The 26,856-nt window shown below is 72.7% G+C and carries 21 protein-coding genes; 12 read left to right on the forward strand and 9 right to left on the reverse strand.

The window, feature by feature from the left end; genetic code table 11:
* Positions 1-7: 7 nt before the first annotated feature.
* Positions 8-481, reverse strand: coding sequence for a pyridoxamine 5'-phosphate oxidase family protein (locus tag SY2F82_RS11420; RefSeq protein ID WP_200419416.1), 474 nt, complete (start codon positions 479-481; stop codon positions 8-10).
* Positions 482-904: 423 nt separating this feature from the next.
* Here SY2F82_RS11420 and SY2F82_RS11425 point away from each other — a divergent pair, with 423 nt between their 5' ends.
* From SY2F82_RS11425 to SY2F82_RS11435, 3 genes are all read left to right on the forward strand, one after another.
* The gene (locus SY2F82_RS11425; protein WP_200418883.1) at positions 905-1,699 is read left to right on the forward strand and encodes a class II aldolase/adducin family protein; all 795 of its coding nucleotides are present in this window, start codon (positions 905-907) and stop codon (positions 1,697-1,699) included.
* Positions 1,700-2,075: 376 nt separating this feature from the next.
* On the forward strand, positions 2,076-3,365 hold the full coding sequence (locus SY2F82_RS11430; RefSeq protein ID WP_200419417.1) for a hypothetical protein: 1,290 nt from the start codon (positions 2,076-2,078) through the stop codon (positions 3,363-3,365).
* A 254-nt stretch (positions 3,366-3,619) separates the two neighbouring features.
* The gene (locus SY2F82_RS11435) at positions 3,620-4,150 is read left to right on the forward strand and encodes a DoxX family protein (protein ID WP_200418884.1); all 531 of its coding nucleotides are present in this window, start codon (positions 3,620-3,622) and stop codon (positions 4,148-4,150) included.
* On the opposite strand, the gene SY2F82_RS11440 is transcribed toward SY2F82_RS11435, so the two are convergent.
* Positions 4,141-4,404: a hypothetical protein gene (locus SY2F82_RS11440; protein WP_236041349.1), complete on the reverse strand. Its 264-nt coding sequence runs from the start codon at positions 4,402-4,404 to the stop codon at positions 4,141-4,143. The two genes, SY2F82_RS11435 and SY2F82_RS11440, sit on opposite strands and share 10 nt — an antisense overlap.
* A complete protein-coding gene (locus SY2F82_RS11445; protein WP_200418885.1) occupies positions 4,391-6,037 on the reverse strand; it encodes a PspC domain-containing protein in 1,647 nt (548 codons plus the stop codon). The genes SY2F82_RS11440 and SY2F82_RS11445 overlap by 14 nt, the downstream gene beginning before the upstream one ends.
* Before the next feature lie 179 nt (positions 6,038-6,216).
* On the opposite strand from SY2F82_RS11445, the gene SY2F82_RS11450 reads away from it, so the two are divergent.
* The 3 genes from SY2F82_RS11450 (at position 6,217) to SY2F82_RS11460 (ending at position 8,943) form a co-directional block, all read left to right on the forward strand.
* Complete coding sequence (locus tag SY2F82_RS11450; RefSeq protein ID WP_236041351.1) at positions 6,217-7,515, forward strand: ATP-binding protein; 1,299 nt, start codon at positions 6,217-6,219, stop codon at positions 7,513-7,515.
* On the forward strand, positions 7,512-8,219 hold the full coding sequence (locus tag SY2F82_RS11455) for a response regulator transcription factor (protein WP_200418887.1): 708 nt from the start codon (positions 7,512-7,514) through the stop codon (positions 8,217-8,219). The genes SY2F82_RS11450 and SY2F82_RS11455 overlap by 4 nt, the downstream gene beginning before the upstream one ends.
* 154 nt (positions 8,220-8,373) lie before the next feature.
* Positions 8,374-8,943, forward strand: coding sequence for a DUF6817 domain-containing protein (locus SY2F82_RS11460; protein WP_200418888.1), 570 nt, complete (start codon positions 8,374-8,376; stop codon positions 8,941-8,943).
* A gap of 37 nt (positions 8,944-8,980) precedes the next feature.
* On the opposite strand, the gene SY2F82_RS11465 is transcribed toward SY2F82_RS11460, so the two are convergent.
* The gene (locus SY2F82_RS11465) at positions 8,981-10,048 is read right to left on the reverse strand and encodes a C40 family peptidase (protein ID WP_200418889.1); all 1,068 of its coding nucleotides are present in this window, start codon (positions 10,046-10,048) and stop codon (positions 8,981-8,983) included.
* A gap of 433 nt (positions 10,049-10,481) precedes the next feature.
* On the opposite strand from SY2F82_RS11465, the gene SY2F82_RS11470 reads away from it, so the two are divergent.
* The gene (locus SY2F82_RS11470; RefSeq protein ID WP_200418890.1) at positions 10,482-10,835 is read left to right on the forward strand and encodes a hypothetical protein; all 354 of its coding nucleotides are present in this window, start codon (positions 10,482-10,484) and stop codon (positions 10,833-10,835) included.
* Here the strand turns inward: SY2F82_RS11470 and SY2F82_RS11475 are convergent.
* Entirely contained in the window at positions 10,813-11,787 is a 975-nt protein-coding gene (locus tag SY2F82_RS11475) for a tellurite resistance/C4-dicarboxylate transporter family protein (protein ID WP_200418891.1), read from the reverse strand. The two genes, SY2F82_RS11470 and SY2F82_RS11475, sit on opposite strands and share 23 nt — an antisense overlap.
* Before the next feature lie 234 nt (positions 11,788-12,021).
* Between SY2F82_RS11475 and pcrA the strand changes: the two genes are divergently transcribed.
* Positions 12,022-14,532, forward strand: coding sequence for a DNA helicase PcrA (pcrA, locus tag SY2F82_RS11480; protein ID WP_200418892.1), 2,511 nt, complete (start codon positions 12,022-12,024; stop codon positions 14,530-14,532).
* A 118-nt stretch (positions 14,533-14,650) separates the two neighbouring features.
* On the opposite strand, the gene SY2F82_RS11485 is transcribed toward pcrA, so the two are convergent.
* Positions 14,651-16,288: a M23 family metallopeptidase gene (locus SY2F82_RS11485; RefSeq protein WP_200418893.1), complete on the reverse strand. Its 1,638-nt coding sequence runs from the start codon at positions 16,286-16,288 to the stop codon at positions 14,651-14,653.
* A gap of 188 nt (positions 16,289-16,476) precedes the next feature.
* Positions 16,477-17,334, reverse strand: coding sequence for an alpha/beta fold hydrolase (locus tag SY2F82_RS11490; RefSeq protein WP_200418894.1), 858 nt, complete (start codon positions 17,332-17,334; stop codon positions 16,477-16,479).
* 645 nt (positions 17,335-17,979) lie between these two features.
* Here SY2F82_RS11490 and SY2F82_RS11495 point away from each other — a divergent pair.
* Positions 17,980-18,396 carry a cobalamin B12-binding domain-containing protein gene (locus tag SY2F82_RS11495; RefSeq protein ID WP_030233524.1) on the forward strand — a complete coding sequence of 139 codons (417 nt, stop codon included), beginning with the start codon at positions 17,980-17,982 and terminating at the stop codon, positions 18,394-18,396.
* A gap of 129 nt (positions 18,397-18,525) precedes the next feature.
* Here SY2F82_RS11495 and SY2F82_RS11500 read toward each other — a convergent pair whose 3' ends face one another.
* Together SY2F82_RS11500 and SY2F82_RS11505 are read right to left on the reverse strand one after the other, a co-directional pair.
* The gene (locus tag SY2F82_RS11500; RefSeq protein WP_200418895.1) at positions 18,526-20,148 is read right to left on the reverse strand and encodes a DUF5691 domain-containing protein; all 1,623 of its coding nucleotides are present in this window, start codon (positions 20,146-20,148) and stop codon (positions 18,526-18,528) included.
* A 41-nt stretch (positions 20,149-20,189) separates the two neighbouring features.
* Positions 20,190-21,542 carry an SWIM zinc finger family protein gene (locus SY2F82_RS11505; RefSeq protein WP_200418896.1) on the reverse strand — a complete coding sequence of 451 codons (1,353 nt, stop codon included), beginning with the start codon at positions 21,540-21,542 and terminating at the stop codon, positions 20,190-20,192.
* Positions 21,543-21,676: 134 nt separating this feature from the next.
* On the opposite strand from SY2F82_RS11505, the gene SY2F82_RS11510 reads away from it, so the two are divergent.
* From SY2F82_RS11510 to SY2F82_RS11520, 3 genes are read left to right on the forward strand one after another with little or no spacing between them, the layout of a single operon-like run.
* Positions 21,677-22,897 (forward strand): AAA family ATPase, encoded by a 1,221-nt coding sequence (locus tag SY2F82_RS11510; RefSeq protein WP_200418897.1) that lies wholly within the window; start codon positions 21,677-21,679, stop codon positions 22,895-22,897.
* Entirely contained in the window at positions 22,894-25,248 is a 2,355-nt protein-coding gene (locus tag SY2F82_RS11515) for a DUF5682 family protein (RefSeq protein WP_200418898.1), read from the forward strand. Before SY2F82_RS11510 ends, SY2F82_RS11515 begins: the two co-directional genes overlap by 4 nt.
* Complete coding sequence (locus SY2F82_RS11520; RefSeq protein WP_200418899.1) at positions 25,245-26,423, forward strand: VWA domain-containing protein; 1,179 nt, start codon at positions 25,245-25,247, stop codon at positions 26,421-26,423. The genes SY2F82_RS11515 and SY2F82_RS11520 overlap by 4 nt, the downstream gene beginning before the upstream one ends.
* Positions 26,424-26,856 lie beyond the last annotated feature (433 nt).

The raw sequence follows: 26,856 nt of genomic DNA on the forward strand, positions 1-26,856 counted from the left end.
CCGCAGGTCACGTCCGTTTGAGAGTGCGCACCGGCTCTCCGGGCCTCCAGACCTGGACGACGAGGTACGTGTCGTCCTCGACGCAGGTCCTGACGACCTCCGTCAGCTCGGTGCGGAAGAGGTGGAACGGCTCCGGCGGTTCCACCTCTTTCACGTACGCGCCCTTGGTCCTGTCGTCCTCGACCTCCACGGCCCGCCCGCTGATCCGCACGTCACCGCCGCCCATCCCGGTGCCCGGTCCCGGGTTCGCCTGGAGCGCGAAGCGGGGGTCGCGGCGCAGGTCGAGTGCCTTGAGCGAGCCGGGCATCATGCCGAGCCAGAGCTCGCCGTCCAGGAAGCGGACCTCCAGACCGGTGGTGCGGGGCGAGCCGTCCCTGCGCAGCGTCGCCAGGACGTGGTGGGTGAAGGATCCGAAGCGTTCCTCGACGGTCCGGGCGAGGTCCGGTTCCGCTTCGGCGAAGGCGGCCCAGTTCATCGACATGCTCGTTGCCATACGGCGAGTCTGACGCCGATACCCGACATCTTCTGTCGGGTATCGGATCCGCGGTGGGAGAGGGGGTCGGATCCGCGGTGGGTTGGGGTGTCGGGTCCGCGGGGGTTGGGGTGTCGGGTCCGCGGGGGTTGGGGTGTCGGGTCCGCCGGTCTCGGGTGTCGGGCCTGCGGGCGTCGGGGTGTCGGGTCCGCCGGTCTCGGGTGTCGGGCCTGCGGGGGTCGGGTGTCTGGCCTGCGGGGGCTGGGTCTGCGGGGCTCGGGCCCGCAGGGCTCGGGTGCTGGACGCACCCGGCTCGGGTTCAAGCCGCCTCCCGGCACCACCTGCGCCGCATCTTTACCAATCAGCGCTGTCATCCTCGCCCGACCGGCGGTACCTTCCGGCCCGTTGACGAAGTCAAGTGCCGGAGGACCCATGCACGGCCCCACTCCGCCCCCGCCCCTGCCCACCGACCAGCTGCGGTTCGCCATGCCGCCGATGCACGAGTCGGTCGAGGACGAGCGACGGCACCGCAAGGAACGGCTCGCGGGCGCCCTGCGGATCTTCGGGCGGCTCGGATTCGAGGACGGGGTGTCCGGACACATCACCGCACGCGACCCGGAGTTCACGGACTGCTTCTGGGTCAACCCCTTCGGAATGTCGTTCCGGCACGTCACCGTGAGCGACCTGGTGCTCGCCAACCAGGACGGGCAGGTGATCGACGGCCGGTACCACGTGAACCAGGCCGCGTTCACCGTCCATGCCCAGGTCCACGCCGCTCGGCCCGATGTCGTCGCCGTCGCCCACTGCCACTCGGTGCACGGACGGGCCCTCGCCGCACTCGGCGATCTGCTGGACCCCATCACCCAGGAGTCCTGCGCCTTCTACGAGGACCACGCCGTGTACGAGGCCTACACCGGCGTCGCCGTCGACGCCGAGGAGGGCCGCCGGATCGCGACCGCGCTCGGCAGCCGCAAGGCTCTCGTCCTGCGCAACCACGGGCTGCTGACCGTGGGCGACTCGGTGGACGCGGCGGCCTGGTGGTTCCTGTCGATGGAACGCTCCTGCCAGGTGCAGCTGACCGCGAAGGCCGCGGGACGCCCCGTCCTGATCGACCACCGACAGGCGGTGGCCACCCGGGAGCAGCTCGGCGGCGACCTGGTGGCCTGGATCAACTACCAGCCGCTGTGGCAGGACATCACCCGCAGCGAACCGGATCTGCTCGGCTGACCCGCCGACGCCGCAACGCCCAGAAGCCGCGCAGCACGACCGGCAGCGTGGCAGCGAAATCCTCGTCCGTTCCCGCAGCGGTGTCCGTACTCGCAGCCGGATCACCAGGGGTATTTTGGCGGCGGTCGGTCAGGGACCTGCCTATGGCGGCCGGTCAGGGACCTGCCGATGGCGGCCGGCGAGGTCAACCGGGGGTTCGCGCTTTCACCCGCCCTGACCGGACCTCACGGACGAGGGAGGCGTTCCGTACGGCACAATTCGCTGTCGTCACACGGCAGTTGTACGGCGGGGCCGGGTGGCTCCGGTGAGCGTACGTCCGGCCCGATCGGCGGCCGGGCGCGGTGTGGTGTTCGGGCGCGGGAAGGCGGCAGCGGGCGTGACGGTGCAGGAGGCGAGGCAGGGCGAACGGCGCGGGAGCGGCCCGCGTGCGCACGAGGGTGGCTGCATCTGTGGGGACTGCCCGCACGGCGCACGCGAGGGACACCGGCGCGCGGTCGCCGAGTTCCTGGCGAAGCGGGAGGAGTTCGCGTCCGGGCGGGGGCTGCCCGCGGCGGTCGCGCACTCCGCGTCCGCGTCCCGTCAGTGGGTGTCCGACGAGCTGACCCAGTCCGCCGCGGTCGTCGCCGAGCGCGGTCGCGCGGACGCCGAGGCCTGGCTGGGCCGGCTGTGGCGACGCACGGCGATCGCGGTGTGGGGTGCCGTCGGCGTCCTGCTGCCGGCACAGGCGCTCACCGCGATCGGCGCCGGGTGGACCGTGGCGCGCACGGCCGGGCTGGTCGCGGCGGTGCTGGTGGGAGCGGCGCTGACGGCCGCCGGGTATCTGCACCGGGCGCGCGGTGGGGTGTTCGCGCCCGTCATCGGGGAGGACAACCGGCTGTCGACCTCCCGTGCGGTGGCGGCGGGCTGGGTGTTGTTCGTCCTGTACGCGGTGCTGGTGCTGGTCGTCGAGCTGACGGCGGCCTCGGCCGAGGGCCGGCGCGACGAACTGATCGCCGGGCTCGGCCTCGCGCGCGGCACGGGTGTGGTGACCGTGGTCGCCGTGGTGTGCGGGATCGCGGTGCTGGTGCGGCGGGTGGTGGGGCTGCGGGTGCTCGGTCAGCGGCTGCAGAAGGTGCGCGCCGACCGGCCGCGGGCGGCGGACCTGCTCACGGACGACTCGGGGCGGGGCAGCTTCCCTGACACCCAGTACGTGATCGTCAGCGCCGTCGCCCTGGTCTTCGCGGTGGTACGGCTGGCCCGCCGCCCCGAGCAACTGCCCGACCTGCCGTGGGGACTCGCGCTGCTGGTCCTGGTCTCGGCGGCCACCTACCTCGCCGGAAAGTACGCGGAAGGCGGACGTCCGGTGATCCTCTCGGTGGTCCGGGCGCGGGAGGCGGGGGACCTGGACGCGCCGATCCGCACGGGCGACGACATCGAGATCCGCGGCGCCGGTTTCGTACCGCCCGGCGCCCAGAACGCGGACCGGCTGTCCCGGATGGTGGTCCGGATCGGCGCCGTGCACGTCCATGTCCCGCTGGTTCCGGTCACCGGCGGCTTCAGCAACCCGACGGACACCCTGCTCACGGTGCCGGTGCCGGCGGATGTGGAACCGGGCAGGGTGGAGGTGCAGGTGGTGACGGCTGCCGGGGTGGAGACCAACCGGGTGGCCATCGACGTGACGGAGTGACCGGGCACGGGCTGGGCGAGCAGGCTCCGGAGTCTCGTGACCGCCGGGTGCGGTGCCCCGTTCGGCCCAGCCGGGGTGCCTCCGGGTCCGCCCTGCCGATCGGCGGTGTCCTGCCGTCGGTCCGGGGCCGATGCGGAACTCCCGGGCCAAGGAGCCGGAAAAGTGTGTGCGCAATGGTTGAGCGGTTGCCCCCTTTCGTACGTATGGTCTGTTGAGGGCAAGGGTTGGCACGGCGGGCGAGAGGCGGCGGCACGATGGTTCATGGCATTCGCACGGACTCCCACACCTCCTACGTCGACGAGGGCAGGACCTGGCGGGACACCGCCGTGCGGTACGCACTGCTTCCACTGCGCGTCTTCCTCGGCATCACCTTCATCTACGCGGGCCTGGACAAGCTCACCAACAGCGCTTTCATGCATGCCTCCGGCTCCGGGTCCATCGGCGAGCTGATGCACTCCGTGCGCGGCTCGTCGGCGATCCCGGCCCTGGTCGACCTGGCGTTGAAGCATCCCGTCGGATTCGGCTACGCCATCGCCTTCGGTGAACTCGCCGTCGGAATCGGCACGCTCGTCGGCCTGTTGGGGCGCCTCGCCGCGCTCGGTGGCGCGCTGATCTCGCTGAGCCTGTGGCTGACCGTCAGCTGGGCCTCGACTCCCTACTACTACGGCAACGACCTCGCCTATCTGATGGCCTGGATCCCCCTGGTCCTCGCCGGCACCCCGGTCCTGTCCCTCGACGCCGCCCTGCGGGCCCGACGACGGCAACGCGCGGGCGGCTACCGCTGAGTCGGCGGCACCGCGGCCGCCCTCGCCCCCTCCGGTTCGGCCTGCCGGCCGGTGCGGGGCGCCCGGCGCTTGCGTATCGCGCGGGCCAGCAGGCCGGTCACGGCCGCGAGGCACAGGCCGCCGATCACGATCGGGATGATCGCGAACCAGGGTGTCTCCCACGCCCCGCCGGCATCACCGACGTAAGCGAGGCCCGCGCCGGCCAGGAAGGCCCCGGCCACGAGCCGGCCCGGCTGGAACTCATGACGCGGCACGGTCCACCTCCACCTGGCCCACGCCGACCTCGAGGTCGAGGCGGAGCGTGGCCGCCTTCTTCGTCCCCGCCGCGGGGGTGAGCGTCACCGTCCGGTGCTTGCCCGGCTTCACATCCACGTCCTTGCGGGTCTCCCCCGGCAACCGGATGTCGCCCACACCCGTGTCGATGTTCAGCTCCACCGTCGCCTCCCTGGGAACCAGCACCTTCAACTGACCCACCCCCACCCGGGCCCGCGTCGTCACCGTCTGGTCCCCGGCGAGCCTGAGACGGCTGAGATCCAGAGTGCCGACGCCGGTGCCCAGGTCGTACTTCTCCCGCACGGCGGCCACCGAGGCCGGCGCCCAGGTGGCATGCCTCCACTGGGTGCCGATGTCCTTCGGCAGGGCCGCCGAGGCGGCGAGCAGGGCCGCCGTGAGCACCGCGAGGAAGACCGAGCCCGCCCCCGTACGCCCCAGGAACGAGCTGACCGCGATGCCCACGCCGAACACCACCAGCGCGCACGCCAGGCCCGTCTGCAGACTCGTGCCGAGCGCCCGGTCGTCCCAGGTCAGCAGGGTGCCGAGGCCGCCCGCGAGCAGGGCGAGGAGAAACACCCAGCCGCCGATCCAGCGCGGCCCCCGAGGTCTGTGCCGCTGCTCGGTCCGTATGCGCTCGGCGTACGAGGAACCGCGTGCGATGGCGACCGCCGCCGCGACGTCTCTGCCTGCGGTGTCGGTCGGGCCCCACAGATAGCCCGTGCCGCCCACGTGGGTGCCGTCCTTGACGATGGGCTCGCGCCACCAGGAGGGGTAGGAGGCGGGGACCGGCGGTGCCGTGGCCTCCGGCGGGGCGTCGGCCACCGCCTGCGTGGTGAGCGGGTCGGCGTCGGGAGCGCCGCGCTGCCGCGACCAGTACGCCGCGCCGGCCAGGAGCAGGGACAGGACGGCGGCGAAGGTCAGCACGCTGCCGTTCCTGAGCATCGACAGGAAGATTCCGCAGCCCACCAGGGCGAAGAGCACCGCGGCCAGGGCCTGACCGTCGACGCGGCCCGTCAGCAGCTTGCGGATCTCGTTCTCCTCCTCGTCCTCGTAGGGCACGAGGAGCCAGACGAAGCCGTAGAAGATGAGGCCGAGGCCGCCCGCCGCCGAGAGCACCGCCAGCACGATCCGAAAGATCACCGGATCCATGTCGCACTGCCGGGCCAGGCCCGAACAGACCCCCGCCAGCATCTTGTGCCGCCGCTCACGCCGGAACCGGCCGGGATCCTCGGCCACCGCCGCGTGGTCGGACGTGGCGGTTCCGCCGCGTCCGGGCGTGTCCTTCCCGGCCCCGGCCCGCTCGCGCGCCGCAGCACCCGTGCGGGCGCCCGGCTCCGGGGGTCCGCCCGCGTCCTGGTCCATGCCGGCGTCCTCGCCTCCGTTCTCGCGCACGGCCGCATCCTGCCGCACGTCCGCGCCCCCCTGCGCGCGCGGCTCCTCATCCGCAGCGGGCGCGGCAGGGCCGGACGCGGGCACGGCGTGCTGCGGGGCGGCGTCCGGCGCGCCGTCCCCCGGCGGCCGGCCACCCCGCTCCCCGCCGGGGCAGCGCCCCGCGGTGGAGGCGTGCCCCGCACCAGGGCCGTGCCCCGCTGCCGCGTGCTGCTGATCTGTCATGCGTCCATGGTCGCCGCCGCGGGCGCCGGGCGGCAGTCGGGACGACCCTGGCCCAACCCTGAAATCTGCCCTGACGGGCTGCCGGGGGAAGTGTTCGATCACCCGTCATTCGAAGATCAGGGGTGTCTAAGGGGCCGACCCTGATGCCCGGCCGGTCCGGTCGTGTGACCATCGTTGGCATGCCGGACGCCGCAACCCTGCCCCTCGCCGATCCGCGGCCGCCGCGCAAGCTCTACCGCAGCAGCGACGGACGCTGGCTCGGGGGCGTGGCGCGGGGGCTCGCCGGGCATCTCGGGCTGCCCGTGATCTGGGTGCGCCTCGTCTTCGTCGGCCTGTTCCTGGCACACGGCTTCGGCGCGCTGCTGTACGCCGCGTTCTGGTTCTTCGTCCCGCTCGGGGTCGGCGGCGTCGACGACCGCCGCTCCCCGTCCCCGTCCCTCGTCGGCACCGAGACCTCACCCCACGGCCGCCGCAAACTGGTCGCCCGCAAGCCCGACCGGGGGCAGATCGTCGCTCTGCTCCTGATGGTCGTCGTCGCGCTGACCTTCGTGGGCAGCATGAAGCTCGACGGCGTCGCCAAGGTCTACCTCATACCGGCCGTGCTCGTCGCCGCGGGCGTCGCCCTGGTCTGGCGCCAGGCGGACAACGCGCGACGGGCCCGCTGGATGGAGGTCGGCAGCCGCCGTCGCACGCTCACCCTGCTGCGTGCCGCCGCCGGTGTCCTGCTGGTCACCGCGGGTGTCTCCGGCATGTTCGTGCTGCAGGGCTCCGCCGCCCACCTCGGCTCGGTCCTCCAGGCGGCGCTGGCGGTTCTCGTCGGCATCACGCTGCTCGCCGGACCGTACTTGGTGCGGATCACCCAGGACCTGTCCGAGGAGCGCCTGATGCGCATCCGCGCCCAGGAACGCGCCGAGGTCGCCGCCCACGTCCACGACTCGGTGCTGCACACCCTGACCCTGATCCAGCGCAACGCGGAGAACGCGAACGAGGTGCGCCGCCTCGCCCGCGCCCAGGAGCGCGACCTGCGCGCCTGGCTGTACAAACCGGAGGGCACCGGCAAGGACGAGGCCGAGGAGCCGGACACCCTGGCGGAGGCGGTCCGGCGCAACGCGGCGGAGGTGGAGGACAAGCACGGCGTCCCCATAGAGGTCGTCATCGTCGGCGACTGTCCCCTCGACGAACGGATCGGCGCACAGATGCAGGCCGGGCGCGAAGCGATGGTGAACGCCGCCAAGTACGGTGGCGAGGGCGGCGCCGTCCAGGTCTACGCCGAGGTCGACGGCAAGACGGTGTTCGTGTCCGTCCGTGACCGTGGCCCCGGCTTCGACCTCGACGCGATACCCGCCGACCGCATGGGTGTCAGAGAATCGATCATCGGCCGTATGGAGCGCAACGGCGGCACGGCACGGCTGCGCGCGGTACCCGACGGCGGCACGGAGGTCGAGCTGGAGATGGAGAGGGCGGAGACGACGTCATGAGCGACGCGAACGGGGAGGCCGCGGTGTCCGGTGGAAACGCGGACCGGCGGGTGCGGGTCGTACTTGTCGACGACCACCGTATGTTCCGTACGGGAGTCCAGGCCGAGATCGGGCAGACGGAGCTGACCGGCGTCGAGGTCGTCGGTGAGGCGGCCGACGTCGAGCAGGCGGTCGCCGTCATCACCGCCACCCGTCCCGAGGTCGTCCTTCTCGACGTCCACCTGCCGGGTGGCGGCGGGGTGGAAGTGCTGCGCCGCTGCGCCTCGCTCACGGCCGACCCCGAGCAGCCGGTGCGGTTCCTGGCGCTGTCGGTGTCGGACGCCGCCGAGGACGTGATCGGCGTGATCCGCGGTGGCGCCCGCGGCTATGTGACGAAGACGATCACCGGCTCGGACCTCATCGACTCCATCTTCCGCGTCCAGGAGGGCGACGCCGTCTTCTCCCCGCGCCTGGCCGGCTTCGTCCTGGACGCCTTCGCCTCGACCGACGCGCCGCCCGTCGACGAGGACCTGGACCGCCTCACCCAGCGTGAACGCGAGGTGCTGCGCCTCATCGCCCGCGGCTACGCGTACAAGGAGATCGCCAAGCAGCTGTTCATCTCGGTGAAGACGGTCGAGTCCCATGTCTCGGCGGTCCTGCGCAAGCTCCAGCTGTCGAACCGCCACGAGCTGACACGGTGGGCGACGGCACGTCGGCTGGTGTGACCGTCCGGTACACGCCGCCCACCAGCGGTACCAGGGCGCCAGAAGATCGTTGCAGGCCCAGGCGGCAACCCGTCCGGTGTCTTCGTACGGATCCGGACCGGCGAAGGCGCTGTGCGGGTGCCGACCACCCCGTCACCGAAAGGACAGGGACCCCGTGACTGCTCTCCCTGCCAGGACCGACCGCGCTGTAACGCTCCTGCGCGAGTTCGGCGCCGAAGGCATCGCCCACCCCGGCGGCTCCCTCCTTGCCCACCTCCAGCGCGTACAGGCGCGGCTCGCTGCGTGGAGGGCCCGGCCGGCCCTGCAACTCGCCGGGCTGTGCCACGCGTTCTACGGCACGGACGGCTTCTCCGGAGTTCTGCTGCCACTGGACCGCCGCCAGGACCTGGCAGCCGTGATCGGCGCCGAGGCCGAGGCCATCGTGTACTTGTATGCCTCATGCGACCGGAAGGCCACCTATCCGGCTCTCAGCGAGGTCGATGCCGCCTTCCACGACAGGTTCACCGGCCGCTCCTGGACTCCGGAGCCACAGTTGCGCCGGGACTTCGCCGAACTCTCGGCCGCCAACGAACTGGACCTCGCCGACGTCGACCCGGCCTTTCGCGACAAGTGGGGCCCTGAGTTGTTCGCCCTGTTCACCCGACTGCAGGACCTGCTGAGCGCTGACGCCTGGCACGAGTGCCGCACGGTACTCGCCGCACCTGCGCACCAGACACCCCGCTGACACCACCGGACTGCTCCGCCGGATGGGCTATGCCGGCTCACGCCACCCGCGTGGCTCCCGCGAACGGCATCTCGTCGATCGGTGCCAGGCGGACCGGTGCCGACGGGTTCGGGGCGTGGATCATCTGGCCGTGGCCGACGTAGATCCCCACATGGCTGATCCCGGAGTAGAAGAACACCAGGTCACCGGGGAGGAGTTCGGAGCGGGCGACGCGCCGGCCCGCGCCGATCTGGGAGTAGGTCGTCCGGGGCAGCGAGATGCCCGCCGAGCGGTACGCGGCCTGCACCAGGCCCGAGCAGTCGAAGGCGTTCGGGCCGGTCGCGCCCCAGACGTAGGGGCTGCCGAGCTTGCCGTACGCGTACGCCACCGCAGCCGCCGCCCGGGCGTCCGGCGCCTCGGCCGTCGCTGTCGCGGCCGACACGGCGCCCAGCAGATCGCGCCCCACGGACCGTGACGTCCGTCCCGCGCCCCCGTCCGCCGAGGCCCCTGCCCGCTGCCCCTGCGTGAGCTGGGACAGCAGCTGCCGTGCTTCGCCCAGCTTTTCGGTGATCGTCCGCTTCTGCCGCCGCAGCTCCGCCTGCCGGGACGTCAGGGAGGCCAGTTCGACCCGTGCCGCACCGCGCAGCCGTTCGATCTCCCGCAGTTGGTCGCGTACGCGCGTCACGGCCGCCGCCTGGCGGTCGTCCACCCGCTCGGCGAACGCGGCGTTGTCGAGGTACTGCCCGGGATCCGAGGAGAGCAGCAGCCGCACCGCGGGGTCGAGGCCCCCGTCGCGGTACTGCGCCGCCGCCGAGGAACCCAGGGCGTCCCGGGCGGAGTTCAGCCGATCCGTGCGGCGGGCCGCCTCGTCCCGCAGGCCGTTCAGCCGTTTCTGTGCCTCCTCCGCCTGCTCCTTGGCGCCGTCGTACTTCTGGGTGGCGGCCTCCGCCTCCTGATACAGCTTGTCGACCTTGGCCTTGACCTGAGCCGGCGAGAGGGGCGGCTCGGCGTGCCCCGTGCCGTCGAAGCCGGTCGCGGTAGCCGCTCCCGCGAGGGCGATCGTGGCGGCGGTGCGGGCCGTGCCGCCCCCGAGCGAACGCTGTCTGGGCTTGCGGTGCGCTGCCACCTGGACGTCACGTCCTTTCGTACGACCGCCGGGGCCGCGGGCGGTGTCACGCGTCCGGCGGCGGTCCGCACAGGGGGAACAGGCCGCCGCCGGACCTTCTCGGCGGTGGTGCCCGACGGCCGCCCCTGGCCCGGGCGGCGATGGGGAGCCGGGCACCTGGGGGAGGACGCTAAACCCGTCCGTGAGGCAAGGGTGACCGGATGTACGGAAGTGGCCCGACCGGACTGACGGTGACCGTATGTGACCGTGATCCCGGCGCCGGGTCGCCGTCTTCACGTTCTGCGATGACCAATGCGGTGGATCCGGCGCACCGGGCGGCCGTCGAGTGCTATAGGGCGCATATATGCGGCCGGTTCGGAGGGCCGAGCGAGCGGCGTCACATCCGCCGGGGCGGTGTCGGCGTGCACAGACGCGCTGATTAGGCTCCGGCCCCATGGACGTACTCATCCACCTCTTCGTCGGACTGCACATCGTCGGCATCGCCGCGCTCCTCGGCGGCTTCCTCACCCAGATGAAGGCGATGGGCCAGGGCACGGCACGCTTCGTGCCCGCCATGCTGCACGGCGCGCTGACCATGCTGGTCACAGGGGTGGCGCTGGTCGGCCTCAACCAGGCGGACGACCACTCGGTCAACACGATCAAGATCGGGATCAAGCTGGCCCTGCTGATCGTCATCCTGGGCCTGGTCTATGTGAAGCGGGACGAGGAGACCGTCGAGAAGCCCCTCTTCGGCCTCGTCGGCGCCGCGACCCTGGCGAACATCTTCATCGCCGTGCTCTGGACCTGATGCCGTCCACGGCCGACGCGACGGCTCCGGTGAGGACCAGGAGCCAGGCGGCCACCGCGATCCACAGCAACACCCGGCCGAGGCCGCGCAGCCACGGCACGCCGACGGAGGAGGCGACGGACAGCGCCGCCACCGCCGTCATCCCCATCGGGAACACGGTCGACCAGCGCCGGACGTCGTAGCGGAACCGGGGCCGCAGCACCTCCGCCATCGCCAGGACGACGTAGCAGACCAGGGCGAGGACGAGAAGGGCGACGGTCACACCGCGCAGGACGCCGCTGTCGTCGTTGTTCCACAGGTAGAGCCCTTGGTGCGCGGCGCTCATGAGCTGCGAACCGGCCAGCGCCGAGAGGGCGAGTGCGCCACCCGAGATCCACTGGTCGCCCGGCCCGGTCACCACCTGCCGAGGGTCGAAGCAGCCCAGCCCGATCAGGTAGAGAACCAGCCCGAACCAGAAGAACACCAGCGCCGTGTGGGCGAGCCACGCCACCCCCACGGCCGCCGCGAGCACCGCCCCGAGCACCGCGATCCCCTCCGTCGCCACGCACCCCAGGAACACCGCGCCGGGCATCCGGCGCTCCCAGTCCGGCACGGTCAACGGGACCAGGCAGGCCCAGAGCACCACGGCCAGTGCGAGCAGTGCCTCGGCGAGCGGCTGCCCGTTCAGAGCGGACACCCCCGAGCCCAGCACGGTGGTCGCCGGCACCATGGTGAGCGCGGCCGGCGAGCCGGCCCGGGCCCGCCACTGCTCCCGGTCCCACAGCAGTTGCAGGGCGATGTCGGCGGCGAGCCCCAGCCAGGCGGCACCCGCCAGGACCAGGGCGAGGCGGGAGAGGATCTGCTGGCCGGTCAGGTGGAGCCCGACCGACAGGATGCCGGTCGCCATGACGGCGGACCCGGTGGCGGGCGGACGCGGCGCCCACCAGGTGCGCAGCGCGGAGGTGCCTGACATGCGCCCGATGCTAGGGACGCGCACACGGGTTGCGTACGGGGGCACGCGCGCGACGACGGAAAACAACCCCACGCGCGCGTGCCCGGCCCCATGGGTCAGGAGGCACAGCGTTCTTCCGGAGCGCAGGGTGAACGGCGGATTCTGGCCAGTGGGACGGCTCGGGCGGTCGCTTTCGCGGGCGAGTTTCCAGGGCGGCGACCGGCTGTCGGTGGGGCGGCCTAGACTCGGAGAGCGATGAGCAGCCTCTTTGACGACAGCTTCCTGGCGGACCTCAAGGCCACTCCGGCCCACGAGGAGGAGCCCCCGCCGCCCGAGGACCAGCACGCTCCGGAGCCGGTTCCGGACGATCTGTTCGGCGGGAAGTTCGACCTGCCACCGGACAGGGACGCGTACTACCGCAACGGCGCGCACCGCCCTGCCGTCGACATGGCGGCGCTGCTGGAGGGGCTGAACGAGAACCAGCGCGCGGCCGTCGTGCACGCCGGTTCCCCGCTGCTCATCGTGGCCGGCGCCGGCTCCGGCAAGACGCGTGTGCTCACCCACCGCATCGCGTACCTGCTGGCCGAGCGGGGCGTCCACCCCGGGCAGATCCTCGCGATCACCTTCACCAACAAGGCCGCGGGCGAGATGAAGGAGCGGGTCGAGCAACTCGTCGGCCCGCGCGCGAACGCGATGTGGGTGATGACCTTCCACAGCGCCTGCGTCCGCATCCTGCGCCGGGAGAGCAAGAAGCTCGGCTTCACGTCCTCCTTCTCCATCTACGACGCCGCCGACAGCAAGCGCCTGATGGCCCTCGTCTGCCGTGACCTGGACCTCGACCCCAAGCGCTTCCCGCCCAAGTCCTTCAGCGCCAAGATCTCCAACCTGAAGAACGAGCTGATCGACGAGGAGGACTTCGCCGCCCAGGCGGCCGACGGTTTCGAGAAGACCCTCGCCCAGGCGTACGCGCTCTACCAGTCCCGGCTGCGCGAGGCGAACGCCCTCGACTTCGACGACCTGATCATGACGACGGTCAATCTGCTGCGCGCCTTCCCGGACGTCGCCGAGCACTACCGCCGCCGTTTCCGCCACGTCCTCGTCGACGAGTACCAGGACACCAACCACGCCCAGTACGCCCTGGTGCGCGAACTCGTGGGCACCCGCGCGCACGACGAGGACGTCCCGCCGAACGAGCACGACGTCCCGCCCGCCGAACTGTGCGTCGTCGGCGACGCCGACCAGTCGATCTACGCCTTCCGCGGCGCGACCATCCGCAACATCCTCCAGTTCGAGGAGGACTACCCGAACGCCACGACGATCCTGCTGGAGCAGAACTACCGCTCCACGCAGACGATCCTCTCCGCCGCCAACGCGGTCATCGAGCGCAACGAGTCCCGCCGTCCGAAGAACCTGTGGACCAACGCGGGCGCCGGTGCCCGGATCACCGGCTACGTCGCCGACACCGAGCACGACGAGGCGCAGTTCGTCGCCGACGAGATAGACCGCCTCACGGACGCGGGCGAGGCCAAGGCCGGGGACGTCGCCGTCTTCTACCGCACCAACGCCCAGTCCCGTGTCTTCGAAGAGGTCTTCATCCGCGTCGGCCTGCCCTACAAGGTCGTCGGCGGCGTCCGCTTCTACGAGCGCAAGGAGGTCCGGGACGTCCTGGCCTACCTGCGGGTGCTGGCGAACCCGGAGGACTCCGTTCCGCTGCGGCGCATCCTGAACGTGCCCAAGCGGGGCATCGGCGAGCGCGCCGAGGCGATGATCGACGCCCTCGCCCAGCGCGAGAAGATCAGCTTCTCGCAGGCGCTGCGCCGCGTCGACGAGGCGTACGGCATGGCGGCCCGCTCCACCAACGCGGTCAAGCGGTTCAACGCGCTGCTGGAGGAGCTGCGCACGATCGTGGAGTCGGGCGCCGGACCGGCCACGGTCCTCGAGGCCGTCCTCGAACGCACCGGCTACCTTGCCGAGTTGCAGTCCTCGACCGACCCTCAGGACGAGACCCGGATCGAGAACCTTCAGGAACTCGCCGCCGTAGCCCTGGAGTTCGAACAGGAGCGCGGCGAGGGAGCGGAGACCGCAGGGGCTGCCGTCCCCGGCGGCACTCTGGCCGACTTCCTGGAGCAGGTCGCACTCGTCGCCGACTCCGATCAGATCCCCGACGGCGAAGAGGGCGACGGCGTCATCACGCTGATGACCCTGCACACCGCGAAGGGCCTCGAGTTCCCGGTGGTCTTCCTGACCGGCATGGAGGACGGCGTCTTCCCGCACATGCGCGCGCTCGGACAGACGAAGGAACTGGAAGAGGAGCGGCGCTTGGCGTACGTCGGCATCACGCGTGCGCGGGAGCGGCTCTACCTGACGCGGTCGGCCATGCGCAGCGCCTGGGGCCAGCCGTCGTACAACCCGCCCTCGCGGTTCCTGGAGGAGATCCCGGAGCAGCACGTGGAGTGGAAGCGGAAGGGTGGTTCCTTCGCGGCGCCGTCGTCCGGGCCGCTCTCGGGGGTGGCGGCCTCGCTGTCGTCGTCCCGTTCGCGCTCGTCGGCGGCGGGTGCGTCCGGGTTCGCCACGCGCCGGGGCGGTATGACGGAGCGGCCGGTGGTCTCGCTGGCGGTGGGCGACCGTGTCACCCATGACCAGTTCGGCCTCGGGACGGTCGTCGCTGTGAAGGGCACGGGGTCGAACGCGGAGGCGACGATCGACTTCGGGGATGAGAAGCCGAAGCGGCTGTTGCTGCGGTACGCGCCGGTGGAGAAGCTGTAGCTCCGCTTCCGGGCCCTCGCTGAACGGCGGGGGCTCGTCGCGGCGTCGGTCGGTCTGGTGAGCCGGTCGACAACCGGTCGTTCGGGGGAGCCGGTCGGCCGGGTCGAGCCCGAGCCGGTCAGGTGGGGTCGAGCCCGTGGCTGCGCAGCCACGGCAGCGGGTCTATCGCGGCGCCTCCGCTGGGTCGCACCTCGAAGTGGAGGTGCGGGCCCGTGGAGTTGCCCGAGTTGCCGGAGTACGCGATCGGCTCACCGGCCTTCACGGTCGTACCGGACGGCACCCGGTAGCTGGACAGGTGGCAGTACCAGGTCTGCGTGCCGTCCTTGGCGGTCAGGATCAGCATGTTGCCGTACGCGCTGTTCCACTTGGTCTGCACGGTGCCGTCGGTAGCGGCCATCACCGTCGTCCCGTACGCCACCGGGAAGTCGATGCCGGTGTGCACGGACATCCAGTTGACACCCGCCTGGCCGAAGTAGGCGCTGAGGCCCCTCTGCAGGACCGGCAGCGCGAACTTGGGGCGAAGCCGCTCCTTGAGCGCCGCCTCGGCCGCCGCCTTCTTCTGCTCGGCCACTTGCTGGGCCTTGAGGTCGATACGTTCCTGGGTGCGACTGGCCCGGTCCGCGAAGTCGTTGGCGTCGGCGGAGAGGTTCGCGAGCTGGGAATCCAGCTTCTTGTTGGCGGCGGACGGCTTCACCGGTGTGTCGGCGGCGCTCGCCGTGATGTCCTTGCCGTCGTCTCCGCCCACACCGACGGTCGCCGCGGCGACCCCGGCGACCCCCATGACACACACCGACGGCACCGCGACCGTGAGCAGCGCGGACCGCCTCGCCGGGGTGCGACGCCGGGAACGGCTCGCGGCGCGGGATGCGGCACGCGCGGGCGGGAGGGGTGTGTGCTCTTCCTGGTCGTCGAGCAGCGAGACGTCGTCGGCCGCTCCTGACGGGGCGTCGTCGTCGGTGCGCCGCTCGGACGGGAGCTGATCGAAGGTGGCGGTGGCTGCCTGGTGTTCGAAGGGCTCGGCGCCGGCGAAGGGGTCGGGGACGGCGTGCTCGAAGCCGCCGGTAGCCGCATGTTCCGACTCGTGTTCTGGGTTTCCCCCCGAGTTCCACTGCGTGGCGTCGTACGTGCCCGTGTCGAAGGTCTGCGTGCCCCACTCCCACTGCTGGGTGAAGACCGCCGACTGCTCCGCCTCGAGCCAGGCCTGCGCGTCCCACTGGCCGGTGGCGTCGGGGGCCTGGGCCTGCGCGGGAATGGCGGCCAGCTGCTGGTATCCCGTCGCCCACGCCGCCGTGTCATGGGCGCCGGTGTCGAACGCGGCGTGATGCTGGGCGGCGTACGGGTCGTAGTGCAGCGCCTGGTGCGTGCCGGTGCCGAAGGTCTCGTGGCTGCCGGTGTCGTGGCTGCCGGTGGACCACTGGCCGGTGTCGTACGAACCGGTCCCGCCGTCACCCGGAAGGTCGCCGAAGAGGGGATCGGTCGCGAAGGTCGCGGTGGAGTCGGCGTAGGTCGCGGTGGAGTCGGCGTAGGTCGTGAACTCACCGTACTGGCCACCCTGCGGGCCGTACGGCGCGTACTGCGCCGAGGCGGCATCGGGGGCCGGAGCCGGGGGAGTTGCGGTCCCCGACGGGTGACGGTCGTGCACCGACTTCTCTTTCGCCTCGACAACAAGGGCTGCCAGAGCAGTGCGGCGACTGTACCCGGCAGTACGCGGGCGCGACAATCTTCCGCAGGTTTCCGGTGGGCAGGAAACGGGCATTCGGCCGTGTTTCGGGGGTCACCGCACAAGGCCTTGGTGCTGCGTTCGATGAATGTTCGAGTACATGCGGGTGTCGGGGAGGTGAGGGCGGCTGTGCTGGTGCCGTGCCGAGCGCGAGTATCGGGTGGCCGGACGCCGGGTCGGGAGCGGACGCCGGGCGCTGTGTCAGGCGTGGCGCGCGGCGGGGCTCACGCCACCGTCAGGCCGCCGGTGTGGGCCGCGGCCGCCGTCGGCTCCTCGAGATCCAGGGCCTGCCGTATCCCGGCCGCGACCGCGGGGTGTACCGGCAGGGCCAGATGGCCGATGCCGCTCACCCGAATGTTCTGCGCGACCAGGTCCGGATGGTCGACGCACGCCGCCTCGAGCGGATCCATCAGCGGGTCCAGATCGCTCCAGAAGCTCACGAAGTGCGTACGGCAGCCGGGCGCCGGCTCACGCAGCTCCTCGATCAGCTCCGAGCCCGGACGCATCTGGCGGACGATGGGGTGCGCGTTCGCGAGCGGGGCGACGCGGGTGCCGGAGTGGGGTGTACCGAGTGTGACGAGCCTGCGGACGCGGAGGTCGCCACCGAGCCGCTGCACGTAATACCGGGCGATCAGACCGCCCAGGCTGTGTCCGACGATGTCCACCTGTCGCTGGCCGGTGCGCTCGCAGATCTCCTCCACATGACGGCCGAGCAGCTCGGCCGCGATGCGGATGTCACACGTCAGCGGAGAGTAATTCAGCGACTCGATGTGCTGACGGCCGTGCTGTGCGAGGTTCCGGCGCAGGAGGACGAAGACCGAGCGGTTGTCGATGAACCCGTGCAGCAGGATCACCGGAGGCTTGGCCTCGGTGGGGAGCGTGGTGGTGTCCGGAGGGGGCGGGAGCGGGGCGCAACGGCGCTCCTGGATGATTCCCGACGGGTAGAGGAGCACATGTCCGGCGAGGATCGCCAGCTCCAGGGCGGTCGCCTTCAGCAGCGCGATGGAGAGTCCGGCCAGTCTGCTGGGGAACAGGCGCTGGCACAGCGGAACCAGAGGCTCTACTACCCCGGTGACCTTCATTGGCCGACCTCCCGTCGGCACGCGCGAGGACGTCTCCGTGCCCCCGTGTGCCCTCATGGAAAGCCGTGGCGGTGGCCTGTGGGGCAGGTGCCGCGGGTACGGCCGTGCCGCGGGTGCGGCGCGTACGGCGCCGGTGACGCGACGGGCGCCGTTTTCGTCGTGGTGACATGAACCCGCCCGTCCTCCTGGCGCGGTGTCCCGTCCTCCTCGTACGGGTGGTGCTCCCCGCTTTCGTGCCCTTGCATTCCTTTCGCCGGCGCACCCCACCACCACGGCGCCCCGCTGGTGGGGCGGTGGTGCGGCCGCCTTGGTGCGGCTCTCCTTGCGCACGATCCCCTCGGTCCACGGCGCTCGAGCCGCTGCCGCGGCGCGTGTGCCGCGGGGAGGGGGGACCCTGCGCGGCGAACGTGTCCCATTGTGTGATTTCCCCCTCGGTCACCACCGTGAAACTGCCGGTTGCGGGATGCTGGCGATAACGTTCGTTCACTTCCCGGGTCGGTACGGCGCGGGGCGCCGGTGCCGGCGGGGCCGATCCGCCGGTTCGAGGCGTGCCGACCGTGCGGTCCGTGTGTCCGCCGGTGCGGTGATGTGGCGGCAGGCGGTCCATCGGTACAGGGTGTGTGTAGTCGCTTCATGGAGGCAGTGATGGGTGTGGCAGCCGGTCCGATCCGCGTGGTGGTGGCCAAGCCGGGGCTCGACGGCCACGATCGCGGGGCCAAGGTGATCGCGCGGGCGCTGCGCGATGCGGGAATGGAGGTCATCTACACGGGTCTCCACCAGACGCCCGAGCAGATCGTCGACACGGCGATCCAGGAGGACGCCGACGCGATCGGGCTGTCGATCCTGTCCGGCGCGCACAACACGCTGTTCGCCGCGGTGATCGACCTGCTGAAGGAGCGCGACGCGGAGGACATCCTGGTCTTCGGCGGCGGCATCATCCCCGAGGCCGACATCCCCCTGCTGAAGGAGAAGGGCGTCGCGGAGATCTTCACCCCCGGGGCGACGACCGCGTCGATCGTGGACTGGGTACGGGCGAACGTACGTCAGCCGGCCGGGGCGTAACGCTCCGTAGCCGTCGTCGTCGCGCCTGCGCAGGTGCCACCTGGCGGAGGCCGGGCACAGCCCGCCGGCCGCGGCGGGCTGATCGGCGTCTGACGCGGAGGGACCGAGGGGCTGGGGTGGGCCCACGGCTCACGCACCCCGCAGTTCCTCCGCCATCGCCGCCCGCAGCCGCAGCGTCGTCGTCAGACGCTGGAACGCCTCCGCCCAGTAGCCGCCCGCACCGGGCGACGCGTCCTCCGGCTCGTCCGGTATCGCCGTCAGCGCGTCCAGGCGGCTCGCCTCCGCCGGGTCCAGGCACCGCTCCGCCAGCCCCATCACCCCGCTGAAGCTCCACGGGTAACTTCCGGCGTCCCGCGCGATGTTGAGGGCGTCGACGACGGCCCGGCCCAGGGGAGCGGCCCAGGGCACAGCGCACACCCCGAGGAGCTGGAACGCCTCCGACAGGCCGTGCGTGGCGATGAACCCGGCGACCCAGTCGGCCCGGTCCCCGGGAGCCAGCGTCGACAGCAGCTTCGCCCGCTCGGCCAGGGACACCGCCCCCGGGCCCGCGGCCTCCGGTGCGGACGGCGGGCCGAGCAGGGCCCGGGACCATGCGGCGTCCCGCTGCCGTACCGCCGCCCGGCACCAGGCCGCGTGCAGTTCGCTCCGCCAGTCGTCGGCCACCGGCAGAGCGACGATCTCCTCCGGCGTACGCCCCCCGAGCCGCGCCGGCCATGTGCCGAGCGGCGCGGCCTCCACCAACTGGCCGAGCCACCACGACCGTTCACCTCGTCCCGCCGGTGGCTTCGGCACCACCCCGTCGCGCTCCATGCCCGGATCGCACTCGTGCGGCGCCTCGACCGCGATCACCGGCTCCCCCTGCGTGGGGTCGACGGCGACGCAGGCCGCCGCCCGCGCCGCCATCCGCCCGGCCAGAGCCGAATCCGGCAGTGCGGACAGCAACTCCGCCGCCGTCGCCCGCACATTGCGGCTGCGGTCGGAAAGCGCCTGCTCCAGGAAGGGCTCGTCCGCCGGCTGAAGTCCCGTGCGCAGCGAGTCGAGGAACATCAGGCGGTCCTCGGCCCGCTCCGTCGCCCAGGTGCCGGCCAGCAGGTCCCGGGCGAGAGCGGGGTGCTGAGCGCGGAGCGAGGTGAGCAGGGCCACCCGCTCGGCGAACAGGCCCTCCTGCCACAGTCGGCGGACGCGGTCCGGCTCCTGAGGCGGCGGCAGGTCGGAACCGCCGCCGGGCACGGAGCGCAGCGCGAAACGCCACTCCGGGTTCATCCGGGCCAGCCACAGGGCGCGCGGGCCGGCGAAGGCCAGCGCCGCCGGTCGCAGATCCGTGCGGGCGCGGGCCGCGTCCAGCAGCGCCGGCAGCGCCTGCGGGGGTGGCGCGTAGCCGCGTTCGTTGGCCAGCGCCAGCCACTGCGGCAGCAACTCCATCAGGTCGGGTGCGGCCCCCCGGCGGCCGCCGCCGCCCGTGCCGGGGCGGTCCGACAGCAGCAGGGCCAGTCTGCGGGCCGCCGCGGGCGGCAGCGGTGGGCGGGGGTCCGCCGCCGCGGGCTCCGGGCGCGGTCCGGCCGGTGCGGGGCGCAGCCCGGCCCTGCGGCGGACGGTCTCCACGGCGGCCAGGTCCAGCAGCGCGGCCGAAGCCTGCGGGCCGGACGGCAGCCAGGGCGGGGTGCGCCGGTCGGTGCCCAGCAGGGCCACCGTGACAAGCTCCTCCCAGGGCACGGCGGGGGACGTGCCCGGGAGAGCGGGAGTCGCATTCATGTCGGCCCCTTCCGGGTCGGTACCGAGTCGCTCGGATGTCGTCAGCACAGCGGGACCGCCTCTCCGGCACCCTCCGGCCAGGCGGTGAGCGGAGTGAAGCCGCGGTGGCCGCACTCGCCGAAGACCGTGACCGGAGCACCGCCCGACAGCGCGACCAGCCGCCACAGGCCCGGTCGGGTGCCCGCCGACGGCGTCAGCGGCAGCGCCGTGCCGCCGTGCGCGTCCGCCAGTTGCCAGGAGCCGTCCAGCGGGGTCGGTATGACCCGGCCCAGCGTCACGGGGTACGAGTCCAGCCACGGGTCGGTCCGGAGGGCTTCCCCGTACCGCGCCGCCGCGTCCGCAGTGGTCACGCCCGGCGGTCTGGTCGCCGCCGGGGCCGGGGGCGTGAACTGCTCACCCAGCGCCGCCCGCAGCTGCCCCGCGCCCGGGTAGGGCGACACATCGGCCTCGAAGGCCAGCCCCATCGGCAGGGACAGCTCCGGCGCGCGCCCTGCCGCTCCATAGGAAAGCAGGAGCACCGTGCGGTCGGACTTCTCCCCGTACAGCCAGATCCGGCGTGTGGTCAGCCGGCCGTCCGAGGTGTCGTACTGCGCCAGCACCAGCCAGCGGTCGCGGACGGGCGGGCTGTCGGGCGAACCCGCCAGGCCGACGCGCGAACGGACCGTCGCCGCCAGCGCCTGCGGCAGCCGTTCACGCCTCAGCCAGCCCTGGTCCAGCAGGTGCAGCAGCGCGCACTCCTCCAGCAACCGCACCGGCCAGCCCGGCCCCGACGCCGGGAGCGCCCCCAACTCCCGCACCCGCCCGGCGAGTCCCGGAGCCTGCGCGTCCACCATGCGGGCCGCCGTCTCCTCCCACAGCCCGTACCCAGCCTGCTCGGCCGTGGCCAGGCCGCCGCGCAGCAGGTCCGCCAGGCGCTGCTCCAGCTCCGTCGCCCCCGCCGTGATCCGCTCGGCCCGTCGCTCCGCCCTGCGCCGGGCCGCCTCCGGATCGGCGGACGCGGCAGACGGGGAACCACCGGCCGCCCGCTTCTCCTGTGCACGCCGACGGCGCCCCTTGACCCACTGCTCCGCCCAGTCGGGCTCCTGTCCCCGCGGCACCGCGCCGTCCCCGCCCGCCCAGAGCAGCAGCAGGCCCAGCGCGTGCTTGCACGGGAACTTCCGGCTCGGGCAACTGCACTTGTAGGCAGGCCCGGCCGCGTCCGCGATGTCGACGACCGTCTGATACGGCTTGCTGCCACTGCCCTTGCACAGCCCCCACACCGTCCCCTCGTCGGAACTGCCCGCCTCCGACCACGGCCCGGCCGTGCCGAGTTTGCTTCCCGCTTTGCGTGACGCCGCATCAGGTGCCAGTGCCAGCACCTGCTCCGCGGTCCAGCGCTCCCCCAGCCAAGTCATGTCGTCGACGGTAGGTCCCGGCACTGACAATCGACCCTCGCGACGGCGTTCGCGCAGGTCACCACGCATTGTCAGTGGTGTGGTGCACGGTTGGTGACAGATCCGAACCGGCCGAGCTGGAGGGGGATACGGCCATGCGTGCGTCCGTTGACCAGAAGTCCGTCGAAGCGAACCCGAGCCCGTCCGCGCCCGCGAACGGAAGCGGGGACGCGAGCCCCGGCGGGCCCGAGTCCGCACCCGTGCCCACACCCGGGCAGGAGAAGGGGACCGCGCCCGCGGAAGCGCTGCGGCCGCACGCCGAGGACGCCTTCGCCCATGAACTCGCCGCGCTGGCCGCCCAGGACGACCGGCCGCGACCGGCCCGTTGGAAGCTGTCTCCGTGGGCCGTGGCCACCTACCTGCTCGGCGGCACGCTGCCGGACGGCACCGTGATCACACCGAAGTACGTGGGCCCGCGCCGCATCGTCGAGGTCGCCGTCACCACGCTCGCCACCGACCGCGCCCTGCTCCTGCTCGGCGTGCCGGGCACGGCCAAGACCTGGGTGTCCGAGCACCTGGCGGCGGCCATCAGCGGCGACTCGACCCTGCTCGTGCAGGGCACCGCCGGGACCCCGGAGGAGGCGATCCGCTACGGGTGGAACTACGCGCGGCTGCTCGCGCACGGCCCCAGCCGCGACGCCCTGGTGCCGAGCCCCGTCATGCGGGCCATGGCCGAGGGCATGACCGCCCGCGTCGAGGAACTGACCCGCATCCCGGCCGACGTCCAGGACACGCTGATCACGATCCTGTCGGAGAAGACGCTGCCGATACCGGAGCTGGGCGAAGAGGTGCAGGCGGTCCGCGGCTTCAACCTGATCGCCACGGCCAACGACCGCGACCGCGGGGTCAACGACCTGTCGAGCGCGCTGCGCCGCCGCTTCAACACGGTGGTGCTGCCGCTCCCGGACAGCGTGGAGGCCGAGGTCGACATCGTTTCCCGCCGGGTCGACCAGATCGGCCGCTCGCTCGACCTGCCGGCCGTGCCCGACGGCATCGACGAGATCCGCCGTGTGGTGACGGTCTTCCGCGAACTGCGGGGCGGGGTCACGGCGGACGGCCGGACCAAGCTGAAGTCGCCCAGCGGCACCCTGTCCACCGCGGAGGCGATCTCCGTCGTCACCAACGGACTGGCGCTGGCCGCCCACTTCGGCGACGGCGTGCTGCGTCCGAGCGACGTCGCCGCGGGCATTCTCGGCGCCGTCGTCCGCGACCCGGCGGCCGACCGCGTCGTCTGGCAGGAGTACCTGGAAGCGGTGGTCCGCGAGCGCGACGGCTGGACCGACTTCTACCGCGCGTGCCGGGAGGTGACCGCGTGAAAGACTCCGACTCCCCGCGGAGGGGACCGCTGCTGCTCGGGGTGCGGCATCACGGGCCGGGATCCGCGCGGGCCGTCCGGGCCGCGCTGGAGGCGGCGCGACCGCGGACGGTGCTGATCGAGGGGCCACCGGAGGCGGACGCCCTGATCCCGCTCGCGGACCACCCGGACATGCGGCCCCCCGTCGCCCTGCTCGCTCACGCCGTCGACGAGCCCGGACGATCGGCCTTCTGGCCGCTGGCCGAGTTCTCCCCGGAGTGGGTGGCGATCCGCTGGGCCCTGCACCAGGGGGTTCCGGCCCGGTTCATCGACCTGCCGGCGGCGCACACACTGGCGTGGGACAAGGAAGAAGCCACGGGGACCGAGGCCGAGGCGCCCGACGCGGTCGACGGCTCCGACGCCGCCGTCCGTGTCGACCCCCTCGCCGTGCTGGCCGAGGCCGCCGGGTACGACGATCCGGAGCGATGGTGGGAGGACGTCGTCGAGCACCGGGGCGTGGGGACGGGGGACCCGCTCGCGCCGTTCACCGTGCTCGGGGACGCCATGGCCGCCCTGCGGGAGGAGTACGGCGCAGGGGGACACGAGCGGGACCTCGTGCGGGAGGCCTGCATGCGGCTCCAGGTCCGCGCGGCCGAGCGGGAGTTCGGGGCCGACGTGGCGGTGGTGTGCGGGGCCTGGCACGTGCCCGCGCTGCGCGAGCGGACCTCCGTCACCGCGGACCGCGCGCTGCTGAAGGGCCTGGCCAAGGTGAAGACGGACATGACCTGGGTGCCGTGGACCCACCGCAGGCTCGCCCGGGCCAGTGGGTACGGGGCGGGCGTCGACTCGCCGGGCTGGTACGGGCATCTGTTCCGCGCTCCGGACCGGCCCGTCGAGCGGTGGCTGACCAAGGTCGCCGGGCTGCTCCGCGAGGAGGACCGGATCGTGTCCTCCGCGCACGTCATCGAGGCCGTGCGACTGGCCGGAACGCTGGCCGTCCTGCGCGGGCGCCCGCTTCCGGGCCTGTCGGAGACGATCGACGCGGTGCGGGCGGTGATGTGCGAGGGCTCGGACGTGCCGCTGGCGCTGGTGCGTGACCGGCTGGTGGTCGGCGACGACATGGGGGAGGTGCCGGAATCGGCCCCCGCCGTGCCGTTGCAGCGGGACCTCGCCCGGCTGCAGAAGCGGCTCAGGCTCAGACCCGAGCCGCTGGAGCGGGAGATGGAGCTGGACCTGCGCAAGGACACCGATGCCGAGCGCAGCCGGCTGCTGCACCGGCTGCGGCTCCTCGGGATCGGCTGGGGGGAGCCGGCGGCCTCGCGGGGCAGTACGGGGACGTTCCGGGAGACCTGGCGGCTGCGCTGGGAACCGGAGCTCGCGGTACGGGTCGCCGAGGCCGGGGTGTGGGGGACGACCGTGCTCGCCGCCGCGACCGCCAGGGCCGAGGCGGACGCGACCGCCGCGCAGGCCCTCGCCGACGTCACCGCGCTCGCCGAGCGGTGCCTGCTGGCGGAGCTGCCGGCGGCGCTGCCCGTGGTGATGCGGGTCCTCGCCGACCGAGCCGCCCTCGACGCCGACGTCGGCCACCTCGCCCAGGCCCTGCCCGCCCTGGTCCGTTCCCTGCGCTACGGGGACGTGCGCGGTACGGACACCCGGGCGCTCGCGGACGTCGCGGCGGGTCTCGCCGAGCGCGTGTTCGTCGGGCTGCCACCGGCGTGCGCTGCGCTGGACGCGGAGGCGGCCGAGGAGATGCGGCGCCATGTGGACGCCGTGCACGGCGCGGTGGGGCTGCTCGGGGACGGCATCGCGGCGGACCACGGCGACATACGCGGGCGATGGCGTGCCGTCCTGCGGGTGCTCGGCGGACGGGACACCGTGCCCGGGGTGATCCGCGGCAGGGCCGTGCGGCTGCTCCTGGACGAAGGGGAGCTGGCGCAGGACGAGGCCGCGCGGCTGATGGGGCTCGTGCTGTCGCCGGGGACGCCGCCGGCGGACGCCGCCGCGTGGATCGAGGGGTTCGTCGGAGGCGGCTCCGGCGGCGGGATGCTGCTCGTGCACGACGAGCGGCTGCTCTCGCTGGTGGACGCCTGGCTCACCGGGGTGCCGGCGGACGCGTTCACCGACGTACTGCCGCTGCTACGACGGACGTTCTCGGCGTACGAGCCCGGAGTGCGGCGCACCCTCGGCGAGCTGGTGCGCCGCGGGCCGGACGCACGGGGAAGCGCGGCGGCCACCGGCGCGGGTGTCCCCGGGTTCGGCACCGACCTCGACACGGGACGGGCGGACGCCGTGGTCCCGGTGCTGCGCCTGCTGCTCGGCCTGGACGAATCCGACGGCAGCGATGTCAACGACCTGGTGGGGGTGGCCGGATGAGCACGCACACGACCGACGGGGCCAACACGGCCGCTGCCGACGAGCGGCTGCGGCGCTGGCGGCTCGTCCTCGGCGGAGACGCGGCGGACGGCACCGGGTACGCGCTGAGCGGGCAGGACGCGGCGATGGACGGGGCGCTGACCGCGCTGTACGGGAAGGGGGACAGACCGCAGCAGGGGCGGGACCGTTCGGCGGGGCTCGGGGCGTCCGCGCCGTCCGTGGCGCGCTGGCTCGGCGACATCCGCACCTACTTCCCCTCGTCCGTCGTCCAGGTCATGCAGCGCGACGCCATAGACCGGCTCGGGCTGTCCGCACTCCTGCTCGAACCGGAGATGCTCGAGGCGGTCGAGGCCGACGTGCACCTGGTCGGCACGCTGCTCTCGCTCAACAAGGCGATGCCGGAGACCACCAAGGAGACGGCGCGGGCGGTGGTGCGCAAGGTCGTCGAGGATCTCGAGAAGCGGCTCGCCACCCGCACCCGGGCCACGCTCACCGGCGCCCTCGACCGCAGCGCCCGCATCACCCGCCCCCGCCACCGGGACATCGACTGGAACCGCACGATCGCCGCCAACCTCAAGCACTATCTGCCGGAGTACCGCACGGTGGTGCCGGAGCGGCTGATCGGGTACGGGCGGGCGTCCCAGTCGGTGAAGAAGGAGGTCGTCCTCTGCATCGACCAGTCCGGGTCGATGGCGGCCTCGGTGGTGTACGCGTCCGTGTTCGGGGCGGTGCTGGCGTCCATGCGGTCCATCGCCACCCGGCTCGTCGTCTTCGACACGGCCGTCGTGGACCTCACCGACCAGCTCGACGACCCGGTCGACGTGCTCTTCGGCACCCAGCTCGGTGGCGGCACGGACATCAACAGGGCGCTGGCGTACTGCCAGTCGCAGATCACGCGGCCCACGGAGACGGTCGTGGTCCTCATCAGCGACCTGTACGAGGGAGGCATCCGCGACGAGATGCTCAAGCGGGTGGCGGCGATGAAGGCGTCGGGGGTGCAGTTCGTGGCGCTGCTCGCGCTCTCCGACGAGGGGGCACCCGCGTACGACCGGGAGCACGCGGCAGCGCTCGCGGCGCTCGGAGCACCGGCGTTCGCGTGCACGCCCGACCTCTTCCCGGAGGTGATGGCGGCGGCGATCGAGAAGCGGCCCCTGCCGATACCGGAAACGGCCTGACGGCGACGAGCGAGGAATCCCGAAGCCGGACCCCTCACTGTGCCGGTCGGCACCGGGACATTCCTGAGTTCCCCGATCAGGGCGGCACCTCCGGGCGGCACCTCCGGGCAGCACCTCCCCGTGAGACCTGGGGGGACGGCCGAAAGCCGTCGATTCGTCCGCCCGGAACCTCGCGGAAAGGGCGCGCCGGCCCCCATTGGGGTGGGAATCAGCCGTCCTGAGCCCTACGCGGTTGTTCAAGGGGCCTCACCGGGGCGACCCCATCACGGTGAGGCCCTTCACCGATGGCACGCCGTGCCAGAGAGCGCGGCATCATGTGACAGGTATCACCGCTCAGGTGTGACCCCCGATTTATGGAGGCCCCGCGAGCGGCGATAACCTGCGAGACGGACATGCCGCGCGCTCGGACACCGTGTGCGCCTCCCTTGTGACA

This window comes from Streptomyces sp. Y2F8-2, assembly GCF_014905555.1.
GTDB classification, from domain to species: Bacteria; Actinomycetota; Actinomycetes; order Streptomycetales; family Streptomycetaceae; genus Streptomyces; species Streptomyces cynarae.